The organism is Hamadaea tsunoensis DSM 44101 (genome assembly GCF_000428945.1).
GTDB classification, from domain to species: domain Bacteria; phylum Actinomycetota; class Actinomycetes; order Mycobacteriales; family Micromonosporaceae; genus Hamadaea; species Hamadaea tsunoensis.
In genome coordinates this window covers 12,048-30,398 of the sequence record NZ_AUAX01000026.1, presented here as the reverse complement: position 1 = coordinate 30,398, position 18,351 = coordinate 12,048, and the positions used below count along the sequence as shown (strand labels likewise).

At 72.2% G+C, this 18,351-nt stretch carries 16 protein-coding genes and 1 other RNA gene; 5 read left to right on the top strand and 12 right to left on the bottom strand.

Features of this window, described 5'->3' with window-relative positions; all coding sequences use genetic code 11:
- Positions 1-3: 3 nt before the first annotated feature.
- From G401_RS0130590 to G401_RS0130575, 4 genes are read right to left on the bottom strand one after another with little or no spacing between them, the layout of a single operon-like run.
- On the bottom strand, positions 4-417 hold the full coding sequence (locus tag G401_RS0130590) for a nuclear transport factor 2 family protein (protein ID WP_051367374.1): 414 nt from the start codon (positions 415-417) through the stop codon (positions 4-6).
- Between the two features lie 18 nt (positions 418-435).
- Positions 436-1,146 carry a helix-turn-helix transcriptional regulator gene (locus G401_RS49530; protein WP_034593649.1) on the bottom strand — a complete coding sequence of 237 codons (711 nt, stop codon included), beginning with the start codon at positions 1,144-1,146 and terminating at the stop codon, positions 436-438.
- A complete protein-coding gene (locus tag G401_RS0130580; RefSeq protein WP_211240887.1) occupies positions 1,143-1,526 on the bottom strand; it encodes a type II toxin-antitoxin system death-on-curing family toxin in 384 nt (127 codons plus the stop codon). Before G401_RS0130580 ends, G401_RS49530 begins: the two co-directional genes overlap by 4 nt.
- Positions 1,527-1,528: 2 nt before the next feature.
- On the bottom strand, positions 1,529-1,741 hold the full coding sequence (locus tag G401_RS0130575; RefSeq protein ID WP_027345482.1) for a hypothetical protein: 213 nt from the start codon (positions 1,739-1,741) through the stop codon (positions 1,529-1,531).
- A 120-nt stretch (positions 1,742-1,861) separates the two neighbouring features.
- On the opposite strand from G401_RS0130575, the gene ssrA reads away from it, so the two are divergent.
- Positions 1,862-2,233: a transfer-messenger RNA gene (gene ssrA / locus G401_RS54205) on the top strand.
- Between the two features lie 66 nt (positions 2,234-2,299).
- Here the strand turns inward: ssrA and G401_RS0130570 are convergent.
- Genes G401_RS0130570 through G401_RS49525 form a run of 5 tightly spaced genes read right to left on the bottom strand, consistent with a single transcriptional unit; the run spans position 2,300 to position 6,938 of the window.
- Positions 2,300-2,671 carry a DoxX family protein gene (locus G401_RS0130570; RefSeq protein WP_027345481.1) on the bottom strand — a complete coding sequence of 124 codons (372 nt, stop codon included), beginning with the start codon at positions 2,669-2,671 and terminating at the stop codon, positions 2,300-2,302.
- Entirely contained in the window at positions 2,668-3,087 is a 420-nt protein-coding gene (locus G401_RS0130565) for an ester cyclase (RefSeq protein ID WP_027345480.1), read from the bottom strand. The genes G401_RS0130570 and G401_RS0130565 overlap by 4 nt, the downstream gene beginning before the upstream one ends.
- Before the next feature lie 42 nt (positions 3,088-3,129).
- Positions 3,130-4,263 (bottom strand): RNA polymerase sigma factor, encoded by a 1,134-nt coding sequence (locus G401_RS0130560; RefSeq protein ID WP_245601894.1) that lies wholly within the window; start codon positions 4,261-4,263, stop codon positions 3,130-3,132.
- 38 nt (positions 4,264-4,301) lie between these two features.
- Positions 4,302-4,640, bottom strand: coding sequence for a YciI family protein (locus G401_RS57960; RefSeq protein ID WP_027345478.1), 339 nt, complete (start codon positions 4,638-4,640; stop codon positions 4,302-4,304).
- A gap of 42 nt (positions 4,641-4,682) precedes the next feature.
- Positions 4,683-6,938 (bottom strand): ATP-binding protein, encoded by a 2,256-nt coding sequence (locus G401_RS49525; RefSeq protein WP_034593664.1) that lies wholly within the window; start codon positions 6,936-6,938, stop codon positions 4,683-4,685.
- Between the two features lie 197 nt (positions 6,939-7,135).
- Between G401_RS49525 and G401_RS0130545 the strand changes: the two genes are divergently transcribed.
- From G401_RS0130545 to recQ, 3 genes are read left to right on the top strand one after another with little or no spacing between them, the layout of a single operon-like run.
- Positions 7,136-7,594, top strand: coding sequence for a carboxymuconolactone decarboxylase family protein (locus G401_RS0130545; RefSeq protein WP_027345477.1), 459 nt, complete (start codon positions 7,136-7,138; stop codon positions 7,592-7,594).
- 25 nt (positions 7,595-7,619) lie between these two features.
- A complete protein-coding gene (locus G401_RS0130540; protein WP_027345476.1) occupies positions 7,620-8,060 on the top strand; it encodes an iron chaperone in 441 nt (146 codons plus the stop codon).
- A 51-nt stretch (positions 8,061-8,111) separates the two neighbouring features.
- The gene (gene recQ / locus G401_RS0130535; protein WP_027345475.1) at positions 8,112-9,947 is read left to right on the top strand and encodes a DNA helicase RecQ; all 1,836 of its coding nucleotides are present in this window, start codon (positions 8,112-8,114) and stop codon (positions 9,945-9,947) included.
- 565 nt (positions 9,948-10,512) lie between these two features.
- On the opposite strand, the gene G401_RS0130530 is transcribed toward recQ, so the two are convergent.
- On the bottom strand, positions 10,513-11,532 hold the full coding sequence (locus G401_RS0130530) for a LacI family DNA-binding transcriptional regulator (RefSeq protein WP_027345474.1): 1,020 nt from the start codon (positions 11,530-11,532) through the stop codon (positions 10,513-10,515).
- Positions 11,533-11,694: 162 nt separating this feature from the next.
- Between G401_RS0130530 and G401_RS0130525 the strand changes: the two genes are divergently transcribed.
- Positions 11,695-13,614 carry a discoidin domain-containing protein gene (locus G401_RS0130525; protein ID WP_027345473.1) on the top strand — a complete coding sequence of 640 codons (1,920 nt, stop codon included), beginning with the start codon at positions 11,695-11,697 and terminating at the stop codon, positions 13,612-13,614.
- Positions 13,615-14,042: 428 nt separating this feature from the next.
- On the opposite strand, the gene G401_RS0130520 is transcribed toward G401_RS0130525, so the two are convergent.
- Together G401_RS0130520 and G401_RS0130515 are read right to left on the bottom strand one after the other, a co-directional pair.
- Positions 14,043-15,158: a class I SAM-dependent methyltransferase gene (locus G401_RS0130520; RefSeq protein ID WP_051367372.1), complete on the bottom strand. Its 1,116-nt coding sequence runs from the start codon at positions 15,156-15,158 to the stop codon at positions 14,043-14,045.
- Positions 15,159-15,230: 72 nt separating this feature from the next.
- Positions 15,231-18,221, bottom strand: coding sequence for an ATP-binding protein (locus G401_RS0130515; protein ID WP_027345471.1), 2,991 nt, complete (start codon positions 18,219-18,221; stop codon positions 15,231-15,233).
- Between the last annotated feature and the right edge of the window lie 130 nt (positions 18,222-18,351).

Below are 18,351 nucleotides of genomic sequence, written 5' to 3'. Positions count from 1 at the left end.
CCGTCAGGCGGTGGTGCGCAGCGGCGCGGTGATCGACCAGGCTTCGGCGATGCGGCCGTCCACGATGCGCAGCACGTCGTGCCCGTGGGCGCGCCAGCTTCCGGTCTCGTCGGTGCCGTCGGCGTACCAGCGGGCCGCGAGGAACTCGCCGTCGCCGAACGGGCCGATCTCGGTTCCATAGCGCAGATGGGCGAAACCGGCCCGGAAACCGCCGATGAGTTCCGCCATCGCCAGGCCGTCGCGTACCTGGTCGGCACCGGGCACCTCACGGCCGAAGCGGACCCGGAACTCCGGGGTGAAGATCTTCGCGCCGAGCGCGAGGTCGCCGTTCCAGAGGGCGGCCCAGCCGTCCCACAGTTCCTCGTTCGTCATGTGCTCGGCGGTCATGTGCTCGGCGGTCATGTGTTCGTTCGTCATGCCGGTAAGCCTCGGGGGCTAGCGCGACACCGTCCTGTCGGTGTTCGCCATCACATCCAGCTCCAGACCGAGGGCCTCGATCTCGGCGAGGTCGATGTCGCGTACCGGCGCGGCCTCGTCGGTGGCCTCGGCCCGCGCGATCCGGTCCAGCCGGAAGCCCCGCACACCGTCGCGCAGCCGGCACCAGCCGAGCAGGTACCAGGCCCGCGCGCCCAGGAACCCCAACGGTTCCACCAGGCGCGTCGTGCTCCTGCCCGCACTGTCCGTGTACGCGATCCGCAGCACCCGGTGCTCGTCCAGCGCGTCGCGCAGCGCCTCCGGCACGGAAGGCGGCAACGGCTCGCGGACGAAGACGATGCGCCGGGCCCGCTCGTCGGCCGCTTCGCGCAGGGTGGGCGGCATGACCGCGCGTACCTTGTCCAGGGCCGTGCGGGCGGCCTCGGCGAACGGGGTGCCGGCCAGGCCGCGCAGCGCCACGGCGAGGGCGGTCGCCTCGGCCGGGGTGACCGTCAGCGGGGGCAGCGTCTGCGCCTTGTCCAGCACGTAGCCGCCCGCTCGGCCGGGTTCGGCATAGATCGGTACGCCGGCCTGCTGCAGCGCGGACAGGTCCCGCTCGACGGTCCGGGCGCTGACCTCGAAGCGCGCCGCCAGCCAGCGGGCGCTGCGGGGCCGGGGCGACACCGCGCGCAGCTCTTCGACCAGCGCGTACAGCCGGTCGGTGCGGTTCACGGCGCGGGCTCGGCGAACCGCTGGAGCCCGGCGGCGATCGCGGCCAGGTCCAGCTCGCCGGTCACCACCGAGATCACGAAGGCCTCGGCCGCGTCCTCGTCGAGCGCCTCCCCGAGCGGATGGCCGTTGATGCCGAGGAAGAACCAGGTCGCCGTCCACGCCAGCCGCTTGTTGCCGTCGATCAGCGCGTGATTGCGGCCGAGCGACTCCATCAGGGCGGCCGCCTTCGTCCACACGTCCGGATAGGCGTCCTGCCCGAACAGCGACGTACGCGGCCGCGCGGCGGCCGAGGCGAGCAGGCCGGCATCGCGTACGCCGGTGCCGGGGGCGACCCGGTCGGCGACCATGAGCAGGTCCTCGACGGACAGGTAGTCGATCATGATTACTGGGCGAGGCGCCGGTTCAGACCCTCGCTGATCCGCAGGACGCGATCCAGCGTGTCCCGCCGGCGGTGGGCCCGCGCGGACACGGCCTCCATGAGGGTGTCGTGCGCGTATTCCTGAAGAGTGCGGCCCTCGCTCTCGGCCTGGGCCCGGATCTCCTCGATCTCGGACTCCTCGAACCGCACGGGCAGCATCTTCTTCACGTTCCCCACGACCTCATGCTAGCTCGTGATATCAGTGGCTGTCAGGTGAGTCACAGGGGTATCCCGGATGACGAAGGGCCGCTCGAGACGTTAACCTTGACGAGTCGTCCACTCCGGGCGGCCTCCTTCGGGGGTGACAGGTTTCGACCGCGTACGTTGCGGTAGGGGAAGCGAGCCGAGGAAGTCGACGTCGTCTCGTAAATCGTCGTCGAAAACCAATAAGCGCCAACGTTAAGCGCGCTGACCTCGCTCTCGCCGCCTGAGGCGAGTAGTGGGTCTGTCGGTCTGGACGTGCCTACGGTCCAATAACCGGCATCAGTAAGTAGGCTGGCCAATCCGGTCCTGTCGCGGGGCTGGGGCGGTGAGATCAATCGCGACTGGGCCCGTCACACCGACTCGCTCGCGTGATCGGTGGGGCCGAGAGAGGCACAGCGAGCTGCGCTCGGAGAAGTCCTGCCAAACCGGCGAGGGACCGGGGTTCGATTCCCCGCACCTCCACCGAAGATCAGCGCCCCACCCGCTCGGGTGGGGCGCTTCTTCATGTGATCCACCGGAAGTACGGGCGATCTACCAGGCGTACGGGCCGAACCGTCCCCAGGCGACGACTGCGGCCAGGATCAGCAGGATCCCGGCCACCACCACGCCGCGCGTCTCCTTGCGGCGGATGTGGAGCAGCACGCCCAGCAGCATCATCAGCGCCAGGCCAGCCGCCGCCACCGCCGTCAGGACCGGGACGATCCCGGTCGCCCCGGGGAGGATCAAACCGACCGCCCCGAGCACCTCCATCAGGCCGATGAATTTCACCGTGTTGTCGGAGAAGTCCGTCATCCACGGGTACTGGGCCGCGAGGCGGGTCCGAGGCTGGAACAGCTTGCCCAGCCCGGACAGGCCGAACATGATCGCGAGTACTGCCTGAAGAATCCAGAGCGCGATGTTCATTCGGCCAGCCCGATCTGCCGCAGCTGCGCGTACACGTCCACGACGCCCCAGATCTCCGCGGCGAGCCCGTCCGCGTACCGGACGATGAACATCTCGTCGTACGCGACGCGCCGCCCGGTCGGTTCCGCGCCGCGGTACTCGCCCAGGTGGGTGCCGGTGACCCGGCTCCGGTACGCGACCTTGTCGCCCTCGGCAATGATGTCCTCGATCGTGACGCGGATGTCGGGGAAGGCGCGCAGCAGCACGATCCACACGTTCTTCATCGCCTGTACGCCGCTCATCCCCGACGGCATCGGGGCGTGGAAGATGACGTCCGGGGCGATGACCTCGTCGATCGCCTTCTCGATGGCGGCCTGGTCGCGGGTCTCGATGGCCTGGTGGATACGGATGAAGACCTTGGTGTTGTCGTCGTTCATGCCCAGGCCACGAACGGCGGACAGGCCGGGGGACAGCCGCCGTCAGTGATCTTCCAGTCGCCGGCTCAGGAATCGCCGTTCCGGGGTCGTCGTGGCCAGGTCGAGCGCCTGCGCGTACGCCGCCTGGGCTTCTTCGAGCCGACCGAGACGGCGCAGGAGCTCGCCGCGGGTGGAGTGGAAGTAGAGGTAGCCGTCGAGGTCGAGGCGGTCGACGGCGGCCAGGGCACCGGCCGGGTCGCCGGCCAGCGCGACGGCGGCGGCGCGGTTGAGCTCGACCACGGGTGAGCCGGTGACCTCGGCGAGCCGGCCGTAGAGTTCGGCGATCCGGGCCCAGTCGACCTCGTCGCGCGTCTGGAGCGAGGCGATCGCGGCCTGCAGCACGTACGCCCCCCGCCCGCCCAGCCCGGACGCGTGGTCGAGCGCGGCCCGGCCCTCGGCGAGGAGCTCGGCGTCCCAGAGCGTGCGGTCCTGGTCTTCGAGCAGCACGAGGTCGTCGCCGGCGAAGCGGGCCCGGCGGCGGGCGTGGTGGATGGTCATGAGGGCCAGCAGCCCGAGCGGTTCCGGCTGGTCCGGCAGCAGCCCCACGAGGACGCGGCCCAGCCGGATCGCCTCGGCCCCGAGGTCGACGCGGCCGCGGTAGCCCTCGTTGAAGATCAGGTAGAGCACGGCGAGCACGGCGTCCACCCGGTCGGGCAGCACCTGGGCGCCGGGTACGCCGAACGGGATGCCGGTCGCCCTGATCTTGTTCTTGGCCCGGGTGATGCGCCGCTTCATCGTCTCCTCGGAGACCAGGAAGGCCCGGGCGATCTCGGCCGTCTCCAGGCCGCCGAGGGCTCTCAGGGTCAGCGCCACCTGCCCGTCCAGGGCCAGCGCCGGATGGCAGCAGGTGAAGATCAGTTCCAGCCGTTCGTCCTTGATCACGGCGTCGTCGAGGATCTCGTCGAATTCGTCCATCGTGGCCTCGGGCACCGGTAGCAGGTGGATCTTCTGGGCGAGGGTCCGCTCCCGGCGGATGCGGTCGATCGCCCGGTTGCGGGCGGTCGTGACCAGCCACGCGCCCGGGTTGGGCGGCGTACCCGCGGACGGCCAGCGCTGCGCCGCGATCGCGAACGCCTCCTGTGCCGCCTCCTCGGCCCGGTCGAAGTCGCCGAGGTACCCGACCAGCGAGGCCAGCACCCGGCCCCACTCGTCCCGGAAGATCTCCTCCAGCGTGCTCAGCGCGGCACCACCGGCCAGACCTCCACCACGCCGCCGTAGCGGGCGGCGGGGATGGCGGCGGCCATTTCCAGCGCCTCGTCCAGGTTCGCGGCCTCGATGAGGCAGAGCCCGCCGAGCACCTCCTTGGTGTCGGCGAACGGGCCGTCGGTCACCAGGGTCCGGCCACCGCGTACGCGTACCGAGGTGGCGGTCTCGGCCGGTTGGAGCTGGGCGGCGGCCACGCATCGCCGATCGAGTTCGAGGGCCTGGTACTCGGCGTACGCGGCCTCGAACTCGGCCGGCGGCACCTTGTCCCGCTCGGCCGGGTCGTTGTAGACCATCAGGGCGTACTGCATGGGCGACCTCCGCTTCCTCGGTTCCATCATTCCGACGAACCATCATTCCGACGAACGGGGACGGCCGTCGGGGACAACCGCTTCGTACGCGTCCCGGGCCCGCTGCTCGTCGAAGGGGCGGCCGAGGTCGCGGGCAAGTTCGATCATGCGCGCGTACAGGGCCCGGGCCTCGTCGGGGTGGCCGGCGACGCGCTGGGTCTCGGCGTACGTGGCCAGGAAGTCGATCTCCCATTGCGGCTCGCCGAGCAGGTCGATCAGCTCGAACGCCCGCCGGTGGTGCGCCAGCGCCGGGCCGGGCTCGCCGATGATCCGCAGCGCGACGCCGAGGTAGTTGTGGCACCACGCCTGGTTGTGCAGGTGGTCGTCGGCCTCGGCCAGCCGCAGGGCGTCGCCCAGGACCGCCAGCGCCTCGGCCGGTTGCGTTCCGGCGAGCGCGACGCCGAGCGTGACCAGGCCGGTGATCTGCGGCGGCCCGTCGGCCAGCGCGATCGACTCCCGCGCCAGCCCGGCGGCCTCGGCGTCCTCGCCGAGATGCAGCGTCGCCCAGCCGTCGAAGGCCAGCGCCTGCGACTGCCCGGCCCGGTGCCCGGCCTCGGCGAACAGCGCCCGCGCGCGACGGAACTGGGTCCGTGCCTCGGCCAGCTCGCCGAGGTCCAGCCGTAGATAGCCGATGCGCAACGCCAGATCGGGTCGTTCCGGGCCCGCGGCCTGCGCCCGCTCATAGGTCGCGAGCGCGTCCGCCGGGCGGCCCGCGGCGGCCAGCGCGAAGCCGAGATCGGTCAGCAGGGCCGCCCGCCGCGGCCGGTCGCCGAGCCGCTCGGCCGCGGCCACCGCCGCCTCGAACAGCCTGACCTTCTCGTCGGTCCCGCGCCGCCGGAAGAACCAGGCCAGCATCGCCGGCGGCAGCGCGGTCACGACGTCGTCCGCGCCGGTCCGCAGCGCCGCCTCGAAGCAGGAGAGCAGGTTCGCGTACTCCGCGTCGAACCAGGCCATCGCCGTCGCCGGGTCGCCCTCGGCCGGCCGGTCGCGCTCCACGAAGGGCAGCATCCGGTCGTACGCGACGGCGCGTCCGACGTAGTGGTCCAGCACCCGGCGTACGGCCGCCTCCCGCTGGGGCTCCTCGTCGGCGGCGAGGTCCGACGCGTACCGGCGGATCAGGTCGTGCTGGCGGAAGCGCCCGGGGGAGGGTTCCTGGACGAGGTGGGCGTCCACCAGTTCGTCCAGCACCTCGCCGACGCGGCCCGGCGGTAGGCCGGTGAGCGCCGCCACGACCGCCGCGTCGAAGTCCTCCCCGGGGACGACCCCCAGCAGCCGGAACGTACGCCGTTGCTCGGTGTCCAGCTGGTGCAGGGACATGCCGAAGACGGCGTCGAAGCGGCCCGGTGTGTCCCGGAGTCGCTCGGCGAGTACCGCGACCGTCCATCCGGGACGGTGCCGGAGCCGGGCGCCCGCCATACGCAGGGCGAGCGGGAGTCCGCCGCACTGCCCGAGTACCTGGGCGATGGCGTCGTCGGCGGCCGGCGCGACCCCGGCGGCCCGGCCGAACAGTGCCACGGAGTCCTCCGCGGACAGCGGTGCGAGTGACAACGGCGGCACGGTGTCCAGGCTCACCAGGCGGTTGCGGCTCGTGACGATGACCGCGGACTTGCCGGCGCCCGGCAGCAGGGGACGGACCTGACCGGCGTCGGCCGCGTTGTCCAGCACGATCAGGGCGCGCCGGCCGGACAGCTCCGAACGCCACAGGGCGGCGCGGTCGGCGGGATCGCCGGGCAGCCGGTCCACGCCGAGCGCCGCCAGCAGCCGCGCGAGGGCCGTCGCGGGTTCCAGCGGATCGTGTCCCGGGGTGAACCCGTGCAGGTCGAGATAGATCCCGCCGTCCGGGTACGCCGCCGCCAGCCGGTGGGCGACGTGCACCGCCAGCGCGGTCTTGCCTACGCCCGCCATTCCGTCGACCGCGACCGCCCCGGAGTTCCGAACGAGCTCCTCGGCCCGGGCGATCTCCCGCTCGCGCGCGGTGAAGTCGGCGACGTCCGCCGGAAGGTCGTTGCGGCGCGGCGCGGGCGCCGGTGCCGTCTGGCTCGCCTCCGCCCAGAGTGGGCGCAGCGGCCGCGGATCGCGTCCGACCACGCGGCACAGGGCGACGACGGCGTCCCACGGTGGGACGAGCCGGCCGGTGAGGTAACGGGAGAGCGACGAGCTGCTCAGCCCGGCCTTCTGGGCGAGGGCACGCAGGCTGAGCCCGCTCAGCTCCCTGATCCTCAGCAGCTGGGCGAGCAGCCGTTCCCGGCCGTCCGACACGGCCCACACGGTACCCGTCCCACCCGGCGACTCCGGAACACCGGCATGTTTACGCAGGTCAAGGCGCTGGCGAGTGTCCCACGGTGTCCCACGGGCGGCGCGTACCGGACCGCCGCGCTGGTCCTATGAACGGGCACACGCCGTGCCACGACAAAGCCGCACCACGACAAAGCCGCACCACGACAGAGGAGTACGAGATGTCCACCGAGCGTATGCCGAACCCGGCCACCCTGATCCCGGACGCGATGCAGGCGCTGATCGGCGTCACGAAGGCGATCCACCGCACCGGCCTGGACCCGAAGCTGCTGGCCCTCAGCCACCTGCGGGCCAGCCAGATCAACGGCTGCGCCCCCTGCGTCGCGGGCGGCGCGACGCAGGCCCGCAAGAGCGGCCTGACCGACGAGCAGATCTTCGCCACCCCCGCGTGGCGGGAGACCCCGTGGTTCAGCGAGGCCGAACAGGCCGCGCTGGCCCTGACGGAGTCCGTCACGCGTCTCGCCGACAGCGCCGACCCGGTTCCCGACCAGGTCTGGGACACGGCCGCGAAGCACTTCGACCACGACGAGCTGGCGGCGCTGCTGCTCAACATCGCCGTCACCAACGCCTTCAACCGGCTCAACGCCCCGACCCGCCAGCAGGCGGGCCAGGCGTGGTGAGCCCCCTCACGACAGGAGCAGGACGATGACCACCACTTTCGAGGGATTCACCGCCGAGGAACGCGCCGCGATGAAGGACCACGCGGCGGAGCTCAAGACCGCCGCCCGGCGCGGCGCGAACAAGGCCGCCGAAGCGGAACAGGAGGTGCTGGCGAAGATCGCCGAGTTCCCCGGCCCCGACCGGGAGCTGGCCGAACGGATCCACGCGATCGTCACCGCCGCCGCGCCTTCGTTGACGCCCCGGCTCTGGTACGGGCAGCCGGCGTACGCGAAGGACGGCAAGGTGCTCTGCTTCTTCCAGCCCGCCTCGAAATTCAAGACCCGGTACGCGACCCTCGGCTTCAGCGACGTCGCCGGCCTCGACGACGGGGCCATGTGGCCGACCTCGTACGCGCTGACGACACCGACCGCCGCCGACGCCGACCGGATCGCCGAACTGATCAAGCAAGCAGCTCAGAACGCCTGACAACGGGGACGCGGGGCGGCGACTGTCGCCCCGCCTCCGTACGATCGACGGGTGCTGGACAGCGATGCGAACCCCGGCCAGGCCCTGGAAGTACTCGGCAAGGTCTTCGGCTACGACTCCTTCCGCGGCGACCAGAGCGAGATCATCGACCACGTGGTGGCCGGCGGCGACGCGCTGGTGCTCATGCCGACCGGCGGCGGCAAGTCGCTCTGCTACCAGATCCCGGCCCTGGTCCGGCCCGGTGTCGGCGTGGTGGTCTCCCCGCTCATCGCCCTCATGCAGGACCAGGTCGACGCGCTGACCGCACTGGGCATCCGGGCGGCGTTCCTCAACTCGACGCAGGACTTCGAGACGCGGCGCGAGGTCGAGGCGGCCTTCCTCGCCGGCGAGCTCGACCTGCTGTATCTCGCCCCGGAGGCCCTCAGCGGCGGTTCCGCGATGCGCCTGCTGGAGCGCGGCCGGATCGCGCTGTTCGCGATCGACGAGGCGCACTGCGTCTCGCAGTGGGGCCACGACTTCCGCCCCGACTACCTGGCCCTGTCGGTGCTGCACGAGAAGTGGCCGGACGTGCCCCGGATCGCGCTGACCGCCACGGCCACCACCGCCACCCGCAAGGAGATCGCGACCCGGCTGAACCTGACCGGGGCGCGGCTGTTCGTCTCCAGCTTCGACCGCCCCAACATCCAGTACCGGATCGTGCCCAAGGCCGAGCCGCGCAAGCAGCTGCTGGACCTCCTCCGCCGGGAGCACGCGGGCGACGCGGGGATCGTCTACTGCCTGTCCCGGGCCTCGGTCGAGAAGACCGCCGACTTCCTGGTCGACAACGGCATCCCCGCGCTGCCGTACCACGCGGGGCTGGACGCGCGTACGCGGGCCGGGAACCAGGGGCGGTTCCTGCGCGAGGACGGCCTGGTCATGGTCGCCACGATCGCGTTCGGCATGGGCATCGACAAACCCGACGTCCGCTTCGTCGCCCATCTCGACCTGCCGAAGTCCGTCGAGGGCTACTACCAGGAGACCGGTCGCGCCGGCCGGGACGGGCAGCCGTCGACCGCCTGGCTGGCGTACGGGCTGCAGGACGTGGTGCAGCAGCGCAAGATGATCGACACGTCCGAGGGCGACGCCGCGTACCGCCGGGGTCTCGCGGCCCACCTCGACGCGATGCTCGCCCTCTGCGAAACCACCGAATGCCGCCGGTCGCAGCTCCTCGCGTACTTCGGGGAGCAGGGTGACCGCTGCGGCAACTGCGACACCTGCCTCGAACCGCCGCAGTCCTGGGACGGGACCGTCCCCGCGCAGAAGCTGCTGTCGACCGTCCTGCGGCTGCAGCGCGAGCGCAACCAGAAGTTCGGGGCCGGCCAGTCCATCGACATCCTGCTCGGCCGCAAGACCGACAAGGTCGCGCAGTTCCGCCACGACGAGTTGAGCGTCTTCGGCATCGGCACCGAGCTGCAGGAGTCCGAGTGGCGCGCGGTCGTGCGGCAGCTGCTGGCCCAGGGCCTGCTCGCGGTCGAGGGCGACTACGGCACCCTCGTCCTCACCGACGGCAGCTCCGCCGTGCTCGGCCGGCAACGGCAGGTCATGATGCGCAAGGAGCCCGAACGCGTACGCCGGTCGGGCGGCTCCGGCACCGCCAAGAAGTCCGCGACCGTGGCGGCTGACCTGTCCGGCGAGGCCGCCGAGCTGTTCGAGAAGCTGCGCGCCTGGCGGGCGGCGACCGCGAAGGAACAGGGCGTCCCGGCGTACGTGGTCTTCCACGACGCGACCCTGCGCCAGATCGCGACCGAGGCACCGGGGTCGCTGGCGGCACTGGGAACGGTCAGCGGAGTGGGCGAGAACAAGCTGGCCAAGTACGGCGACCAGATCATCGCCACCATCGCCGGCTGAGTTACATGATCAAGGCCGACGCGCGAACGTCCGGGTCCTCACGGTCAGCGGATGTCTCACCCCGCATACGGGCTGGTTCGGACCGGTTCGGCCCGGCCTGGGCGGACTTTGTCGCGACTGTCCGATGTGGGCGGCGGGAGCATCCCCGACGGCGTGATCGAGTAACGCTATTCCGGCAACGAGGGCCCGCTGGCCTTGAACATGTAACGCCATTTCGGCAGGAGAGCGCTTTCTTGCCGAAATGGCGTTACGCGATCAAGGGGATCGCCGCGATCATGCCAAGGCCGCGGTCGGCCCACTGGGCTTTGTCCCGACTGTCCGATACGGGGTTTGGTTGGGCCGGCACGCCGGTGATCGTTCGCGGCTGGGATGTAGTTTTCGAGCCACCAGCGAGCCCGCATATCGGACAGTCGCGACAAAGGCCAGCCAAGCCGGGGTCGAACGGTGGGGCTGATCGCCCCGGAGCGCGGCGGAGGGGCCGGAACGGTCTCCCGCGCGAGGAGCGGAGGTGAGATCGACGAACCCGGGACCAGAATTCGATCTTTGATTTGGGCCCTGCGACCAGCTATGACCGGCACACTCCTGTGGACTGACGAATCACCAGGTCGGTGGCCAGTTCGATGTGCAGGGCGTCGAGCCGGTGCCCCTCCAGGAGTCGCACGAGCAGGCCGACCGCCATGCGTCCCATCTCCTCCAAAGGCTGGCGCACGGTGGTGAGTCCGGTCGCGTCGGCCAGGTCGAGGTCGTCGAAGCCGGTCACCGAGAGATCGGCGGGTACGCGTACACCCCGATCCGTCGCGGCGGCGAGGACCCCGACCGCGACCTTGTCGTTGAAGCCGACGATGGCGGTCGGGGGATCGGGGAGCGCGAGCAGTTCCGCGGCGGCGGTGTGGCCGAATTCGGTGGTGGGTTCGGCGGCGCGGACCAGGGCGGGGTCGGCGAGGAGGCCGATGTCGGCGAGGGCTGAGGTGTGCCCGGCGAGGCGGGCCTTGCCCGCGAGCCAGTTCTGCGGTCCGGCCAGGACGCCGATCCGCCGGTGCCCGAGTTCGAGCAGGTGTTCGGTGAGGGCGCGGGCGCCCGCGAAGTGGGCCGCGGAGACGGCCGGGATGTCGCGCGGCGGCGTGGTACGCGGGTCGACGACGACGAACGGGAAGCCGCGGTCGCGGAGGTTTTCGAGGCTGCGACCGGGTTCCGGCGGCAGGATGAGGATGGCGCCGCCGAGGCCGGGGCGGTCGGCGAGGGTGGGCAGGACGGTCTCGTTCTGCGCGATCCGGCCGGCGTCGAGGATGATGTGCCGCCCGTGCAGGTGCAGGGTTTCGGCGATGGACGAGACGATCAGTCCGAAGTAGTCGGTCAGCACGTACGGGCAGCGCACGAACACGGCTGGCGGGCTGGGATCGCGCGGCGGCGCGGTACGCGGCAGCGGGGCGTGCGGGCCGAGCCGGTCGACCGCCTGCCGGATGAGGTCGCGGGTGTGCTCGGCCACGTGCGGATGTCCATTGAGGACGCGGGAGACGGTGGCGATCGACAGGCCGGTCTCGGCGGCGATGTCGCGCACGGTGACCCGCCGGGCCGGTCTCGACATGTCGCGCAGCATAGCGCCTGTTACCGATCTTGTTACAGCTGTGGAAGGGCTTGACTTCGCATCGACCCAGTGGTTAGGTCTCTGGCCGGATCGATGTTTCAGAATCGTTACATTTGTTTCAGGGCCCGTTCCGTGGAGCTGCGACGCTACTGGAGGGAAGCGATGAGAAGACGACCGATCCTCGCCGGTGCCACCGCCGTCCTGGCGGCCACGTTCGGCCTGCCGGGGGCGAGCGGAGCCGCGGCGTCCGACCGTCCCGTGCCGGTACGCGTATTCCTTACCACAGTGGACAGAGCGCAACTGTTGCAGGAGAACGCCTCCCTGCAGTTCCAGCCCGGCAGCTCGACCGACCCGACGATCGTGGTCGACCCGGACACCTCCTACCAGCGGATGGACGGGTTCGGGGCCTCGCTCACGGACTCCTCGGCCGCCGTGCTCTACCGGCTCGCGCCGGGCGCCCGGGACGCGGCGATGCGGCAGCTGTTCGATCCGCGTACGGGGATCGGGGTCGGTTTCCTGCGGCAGCCGGTCGGCTCGTCCGACTTCACGGCCGCCGCCGAGCACTACACCTACGACGACGTGCCCGCCGGGCAGACCGACTACGCGCTGCGGCACTTCAGCGTCGCCCACGACCAGGCCCGGGTCCTGCCCCTGCTGCGCCAGGCCAAGCGCCTCAATCCCCAGCTCACCGTCATGGCCACGCCGTGGAGCCCGCCCGCGTGGATGAAGACCTCCGGCTCGCTGGTCGGCGGCCGGCTCGTCGACGATCCGAAGATCTATGACGCGTACGCGCGCTACCTGCTCAAGTTCGTCCAGGCGTACGCGGCGGCGGGCGTACCGGTGGACTACCTGTCGCTGCAGAACGAACCGCAGAACCGGGCACCGTCGGGCTACCCCGGCACCGATCTGCCTGTGCGGCAGGAGGAGCAGGTCATCCTCCGGCTCGGTCCGCTGCTCGCCCGGTACAGCCCGGGGACGAGGATCCTCGCGTACGACCACAACTGGCAGACGCACCCGAACGACGTGGCCACCACGCCGCCCGGGGAGGACCCGCAGACCGACTACCCCTACGAGATCCTCGCCGGGCCGGCCGCCCGCTGGGTCGCGGGGACGGCGTACCACTGCTACTACGGGGATCCGAGCGCGCAGACGGCGCTGCACGACGCGTACCCGGACAAGGGGATCTGGTTCACCGAGTGCTCCGGTTCGCACGGTCCGACCGACCCGCCGGCCAAGTTCTTCCGGGACACGCTGGTCTGGCACGCGCGTACGCTGACCATCGGCACGACCCGCAACTGGGCGAAGTCGGTCGTGAACTGGAACCTGGCGCTCGACGGGACCAACGGGCCGCACCTCGGCGGCTGTGACACCTGCACCGGTCTCGTCACGGTGAACGCCGACGGCACCGTCACGACGGACGCCGAGTACTACACGATCGGGCACCTGTCGAAGTTCGTCCGCCCCGGCGCCGTACGCATCGCCAGCACCAGCTTCGGCACGGTCGGCTGGAACGGCCAGATCACCGACGTGGCCTTCCGCAACCCGGACGGCTCGACGGCTCTCGTGGTGCACAACGAGAACGACGATCCGCGCTCGTTCGCCGTCTCCGTGAACGGGCAGATGTTCGCGTACACGCTGCCGGGTGGTGCGCTCGCGACCTTCACCTGGCCGCGCGACCCGCGCGGTGAGCACCTGCGCGCGGTCGACCTGGCCGGTGCCACCGCCACCGCGGACCCGGCGGGCGAGACCCCGTCGGCCGCCGTCGACGGCGACGCCTCGACCCGGTGGTCCAGCGGCGCCGGCCAGGCGCCCGGGCAGTTCCTCCAGGTGGACCTGGGCGGCGTACGCGCGTTCCGGCGGGTCGCGATCGACAGCGGCGGCAACCTGGGCGACTACGCCCGGGGCTGGCAGCTGTCGGTCGGCGACGACGGCACGGCGTGGCGCGCGGTGGCGAGCGGTGCCGGAGTGGGGCAACTGACCACTGTGGACCTGCCGCCGACGCGGGCGCGCTACCTGAAGATCGAGAGCACGGCGACCGCCGGCAACTGGTGGAGCATCGCCGACGTCCGCCTCTACCGCTAGGGCCTGTCTCCCGGATCTCGTGGTCCGGTGGCGAGTCTCAGGCGGCGATTCGGCAAGCTTGATCTTCGTCGTCAGGCTGGTGGCCTGTCGGCGAAGATCAAGCGCTGCCGATCGTCGTCTGAGGCCGCCAACGGGCCGCGAACGATCCGGGAGACAGGCCCTAGGTCTCGCTCCCCACGCCCGAGCCCGCGGTCCGCGGTCCCGCAGCCCCAAGATCCGGTTTGGATCAGGTTTTCGCACGTGATCATGGCCCATGATTCGGGTGATTTCCCTGATCCAAACGGGATCTTGGGGGCGGGGCGGGGCCGGGGGGGGGCGGGGTGTGGGGGTGAGGCTCACGGGGAGACGGGAGAGTGCCGGGGCGCCCCGCCCGCGTGCCGGCACTCTCCCGTTCGTCTGCGTACTCCCTTCGTCTGGGCGCTCTTCGTTCAGGCGGTCGCGCGGAAGAAGCGCCAGAAAGGGTGCTCGATGCCGATGTCGGCGACCTCGCGGAAGCCCGCCCCCTCGGCCAGCGCGACCACCTTCGCCGGGCGGATCATGGTGCCGACCGGGTGCGCCCCCGTGCCGATGCGGCCCTGCGGCAGGCACCACAGTGGACTGCACGCCGCGAAGAAGCGCTGCACCGGGTCCTCGGTCGTGGCCATCGCCTCGTCCGCGCGCTCCTCCATGATCAGGAGTGTGCCGCCGGGCGCCATCTGGGCGCGGGTGGTGGCGAGCACGCCGTCCGGGTCGGCCATGTCGTGCAGGCATTCGAACATCAGCGCGATCTCGTAGCGCGGCTTGTCCTCGTCGGTCGACGACAGATCGCAGACCTCGAAATGTACGCGGTCGGCCACGCCGGCCGCCAGCGCACCGGTGCGCGCCTGCATGATCGACGCCTCGTCCGCGTCGTAGCCGTCGACCTTCAGGTGACCGAACGCCTTGGCCAGCTCGATCGAGGCCCAGCCGGCCCCGCAGCCCAGGTCCGCGACCGCCGGCGGGCGCTGCGCGTCGGCCAGCCGGGCAGCGACGTCCGGCACCGCGGGCAGCCATTCCGCCACCAGCTGATGGGTGTACGCCGGCCGGTTGAGCGCCGCCTGCGCCGAGACCGCCCCCAGCCCGTACGCGGCGTACGGGACGCCGTCACCGGTGCGGAACGCTTCGACGAGAGCGGGGAACACCGTCCCGACGGCCGCGAGCGCCGCTCCCAGCGGGGCCAGGTACGCCGGCGACAGCTCGTCGAGCAGCACCTCGGCCAGGCCGGGCGTGCCCGCGTACCGGGCGGTCGCGGGGTCCTGTCCGTCGGCGGTGAGCAGCCCGGCGGTCGCCTGGCCGAGGCACCATTCGCGGACGTAGCGCTCGTCGCAGCCGGTGGCCGCGGCCAGTTGCGCGCTGGTGACCGGGCCCGCCGCGACGACCTCCCGGTACAGGCCGAGCGTGACGCCGAGCTGGACGTTGAACAGTTCCAGGGCGCCGACGGACGAGGTGAACAGGCGGCCGGCGAGCTGCTCGACCGCGGCCGCGGTGTCGATCGTGGCGGTGTCGGCGGTGTCGATGGTGGTCATGATCCTGTCCCTTCGGTGAGTGCCTTCACCCCTCACGGCGCCAGGAACGGCCTGACGATGTCAGGCCGCCCGTCAGCCGGTCCGCCAGACCACCGTGGTCTCCGGCCGGTACGCGCAGAACCGGCCCGTCTCGATCGAGCGGTCGAGGTGCCGGCCGAGGACGGGGTGTTCGGCGGCGAGTGTCCGGATCGTGGCGCGCAGCCGCATGGTGACCGCTTTGCGGGCCCGCTCCGCGGCGTCGGCCGCGGCCGGCCGGTCCCGCCCGTGCAGCCCGAGCGCCCCGGCCAGCTCGGCGAGGATGAACTCCTGCTCGGTACGCAGCCGCGCGGCCTTCTCGGTGTCCCCGTCGGCCTCGGCGTCGGCCGTCTGCTCGCCGAGTTCCGTGATCCGCGCCCGGTACGCCGAGCGGGCCCGCCCGTCGAGCACGGGTCCGGCGTCCCCGGCGGTCGTCCGGGCGGTTCCGGTCGGGTCGGCCAGGTCGAGCACGTGGACCTCGCGGCCGGGCCGGTCGAGCAGCGTACGCAGATCGTGCAGGCCCTTGGCGTCGGGCAGGCTGACCGAGCGGCCGCGGAAGGTGACGTGCCACAGCCGGCCGTCGCGGACGAGAGCGGCATGTTCCACTGTGGATGGCGTCGGCGCGGCCGGTCCCGGATCGGGCAGGGCGGCCGCCAGCAGCGGAGTCTGCGCTTCCCGGTACGCGTCGCGGGCCTGCGCGTACCAGGTGGCGGCTTCGACCGGGTCGCCGAGCGCGGTCGCGAGGCGGCCCAGCTGGTCGCTGACCACACCCCACACGGCGCCGCCGATGCCGTCGACCGCCCAGAGGCCGGCGTACGGGCGGAGGGCCGCATAGGTCGCGGCGATCCCCTCCGGCAGCTCGTACGCGATCGCCGCCTGGCCGAGACTCCATACCGTCTCCAGCCATTCCGAGTCCCGCGGGATCTCGCCGACCGCCTGGAGAGCCGCCGTGACCAGGGCCCGGGCCCGGACCGGCGGCAGGAACTCCCAGCCTCCGGCGGCGGCCATGGCCGGGGCCACGCCGGAGTCGATGAGCGGCTCCATGAGCGCCCGCACCTCCGCGGCGTACGAGCCCGTCGTGCCGGCCGTCCGATGGGCGGCCGCCCGCAACGCGAACACCATGAACGTCGCGTTCATCGAGTCGGCGCGTACGCCCAGATCCTCGGCCCGGTCGGCGGCGGCGAACGCGGCCGGCACATCGCCGCGGAGCAGTGCCCGCATGCCTCGCCAGATGTGCGGCAGCCACGTGTACAGCGGGACGCCGAGCGTTTCGGCCAGCCGGGCGTACTCGGCGATCTCCTGGTCGGCGGCCTGGAACTCGCCGCCCTCGCACAGCGCGACCACCCGGAGCCGGCCGGCGAGCAGCGTGCCCGCCGTGTCCCCGACTGACTCGGCCAGTACGCGCATCCGGGTCGCGGCGTCCAGGCGTTCCCGTCGATGCTCGGGCCCCGCGATCGCGTCGCAGTAGGCAGCCAGCACGCTCACACGTACCGGGACGTCCACACCGGACTCCGTGAGGTCGAGGGCCGTGCGGGCGATCCGGGCGCGCTCCTCCACCGGGGCGAACTCGGTGAGCGACACCGACAGCCGCGCCAGCAGCGCGGCCCGCTCGTCGACGGCGTCCGGCGGCAGCAGGTCCAATGCGGACCGCAGGACCCGGATCGCCTCGTGGTCGTAGAGGCGGATCTCGAAACCGGCCAGGCCGCCACCCACCCCGAGCGCCGCGCGGGCGAGCGCGCCGCTGTCACCTTCGGCCCGCGCCGCGGCCGCCGCGGTCAGGAAGGTGGTCCGGGCCTCGTCGGCGTCACCCGCGAACCATTGCGCCGCGCCCAGGTCGAGCAGCACCGCCGTCCGGTGGTCGATCGGCTGTTCCAGGGCCCGCCGGAAATGGCGCGCCGCCGCCTCGTAACCCAGCCGGGCGGCCGCCGCCCGACCGGCCGCCACCCACCACGGCCCGCTCCGCAGCTGTTCCGCCGGCTCCGCCGCGCGGCTCCAATGCTCCGCCACCACCACCGCGTACGCGTCGTCGTCCGCGGCCCTCGGCTCCAGCGCACGGGCGTACGCGGCGTGCAGCCCTCCCCGGTCCGCGCCGGGCAGCCCGATGCCGAGGACCTCGCGGACGAGTGCATGCGCGAAGGCGTACACGCCGGTGTCGTCGGTGCGCAGGAGACCGGCCACGACCGCCTCGTCGAGAACGGCGCGGGTCTCGGCGGCCGAACCGGTCCCCGCCACGGACACCAGGAGCGGCACGTCGACGACGTCCGTGCCGCCGAGCGCCGCGACCTGCAGGAGCCGGTGGCAGTCCTGGCTGAGCCGGGCCAGCCGGCGTTCGAGCACCTCGCGGACGCCGACCGGGACGGCTCCGCGTACACCCTGGTGGTGGAGAAGGCGGGCCACCTCTCGCACGAAGAACGGATTGCCGCCGGTGCGCGCGCAGACCTCGTTCACGACCTCGGCCGGCGGCGGTGCCGCCAGCACCTCGGTGAGCAGTACGCCGACGTCGGCCGCGGTGAGGCCGGCGAGCGGGAGGCGGAGCGCGTGGGTGGGCAGCGCGGCGAGCCGTTCGGCGACGGCCGGACGCAGCTCGGGGTCGTCGCGGGCGGTGGCGACCAGCAGGAGCGGCATGGTGCGGCAGCGGGTGGCGAGGGCGTTCACCAGGTCGAGCGACGCCTCGTCGGCCCAGTGGAGGTCCTCGATGATCACGATGACCGGGCCGTCGCCGGCCAGGCGCTCGGCGACCGCGGACTGCAGGCGCAGCCGGGCGACGGCCGAAGCCCCCGTCGCGGGCCCGTCGAGCAGCCCCGCGTGCCCCAGGCCGCCCAGCACCGTACGCCACGGCAGGTAGACGGCCGGCTCGCCGGGCGCGCACCAGCCCCAGAGCGGGCGCAGGCCGAGTTCGGCGGCGGTGTCGGCGAGCGCCTCGACGATCGTGGACTTGCCGATGCCGGGTTCGCCCCGCACGAGCGCGACGCCACCGTGGCCGGTCCCCGCCCGCACGGCGAGCGCGGTCAACTCAGCCAGCGCGCCGGCCCGGCCGACCATGCCCATACCGCGATCGTAGGCGCGCCGCTGAGCTGCGCGTACCGGCTTCTCGCCGACTTCCCTGCGACGCATTGCCGACACGGCGCCGGACCTGTCGCCGAGCCGATTGCCGCCCGGCGGTTCCCCTGCCCTAATG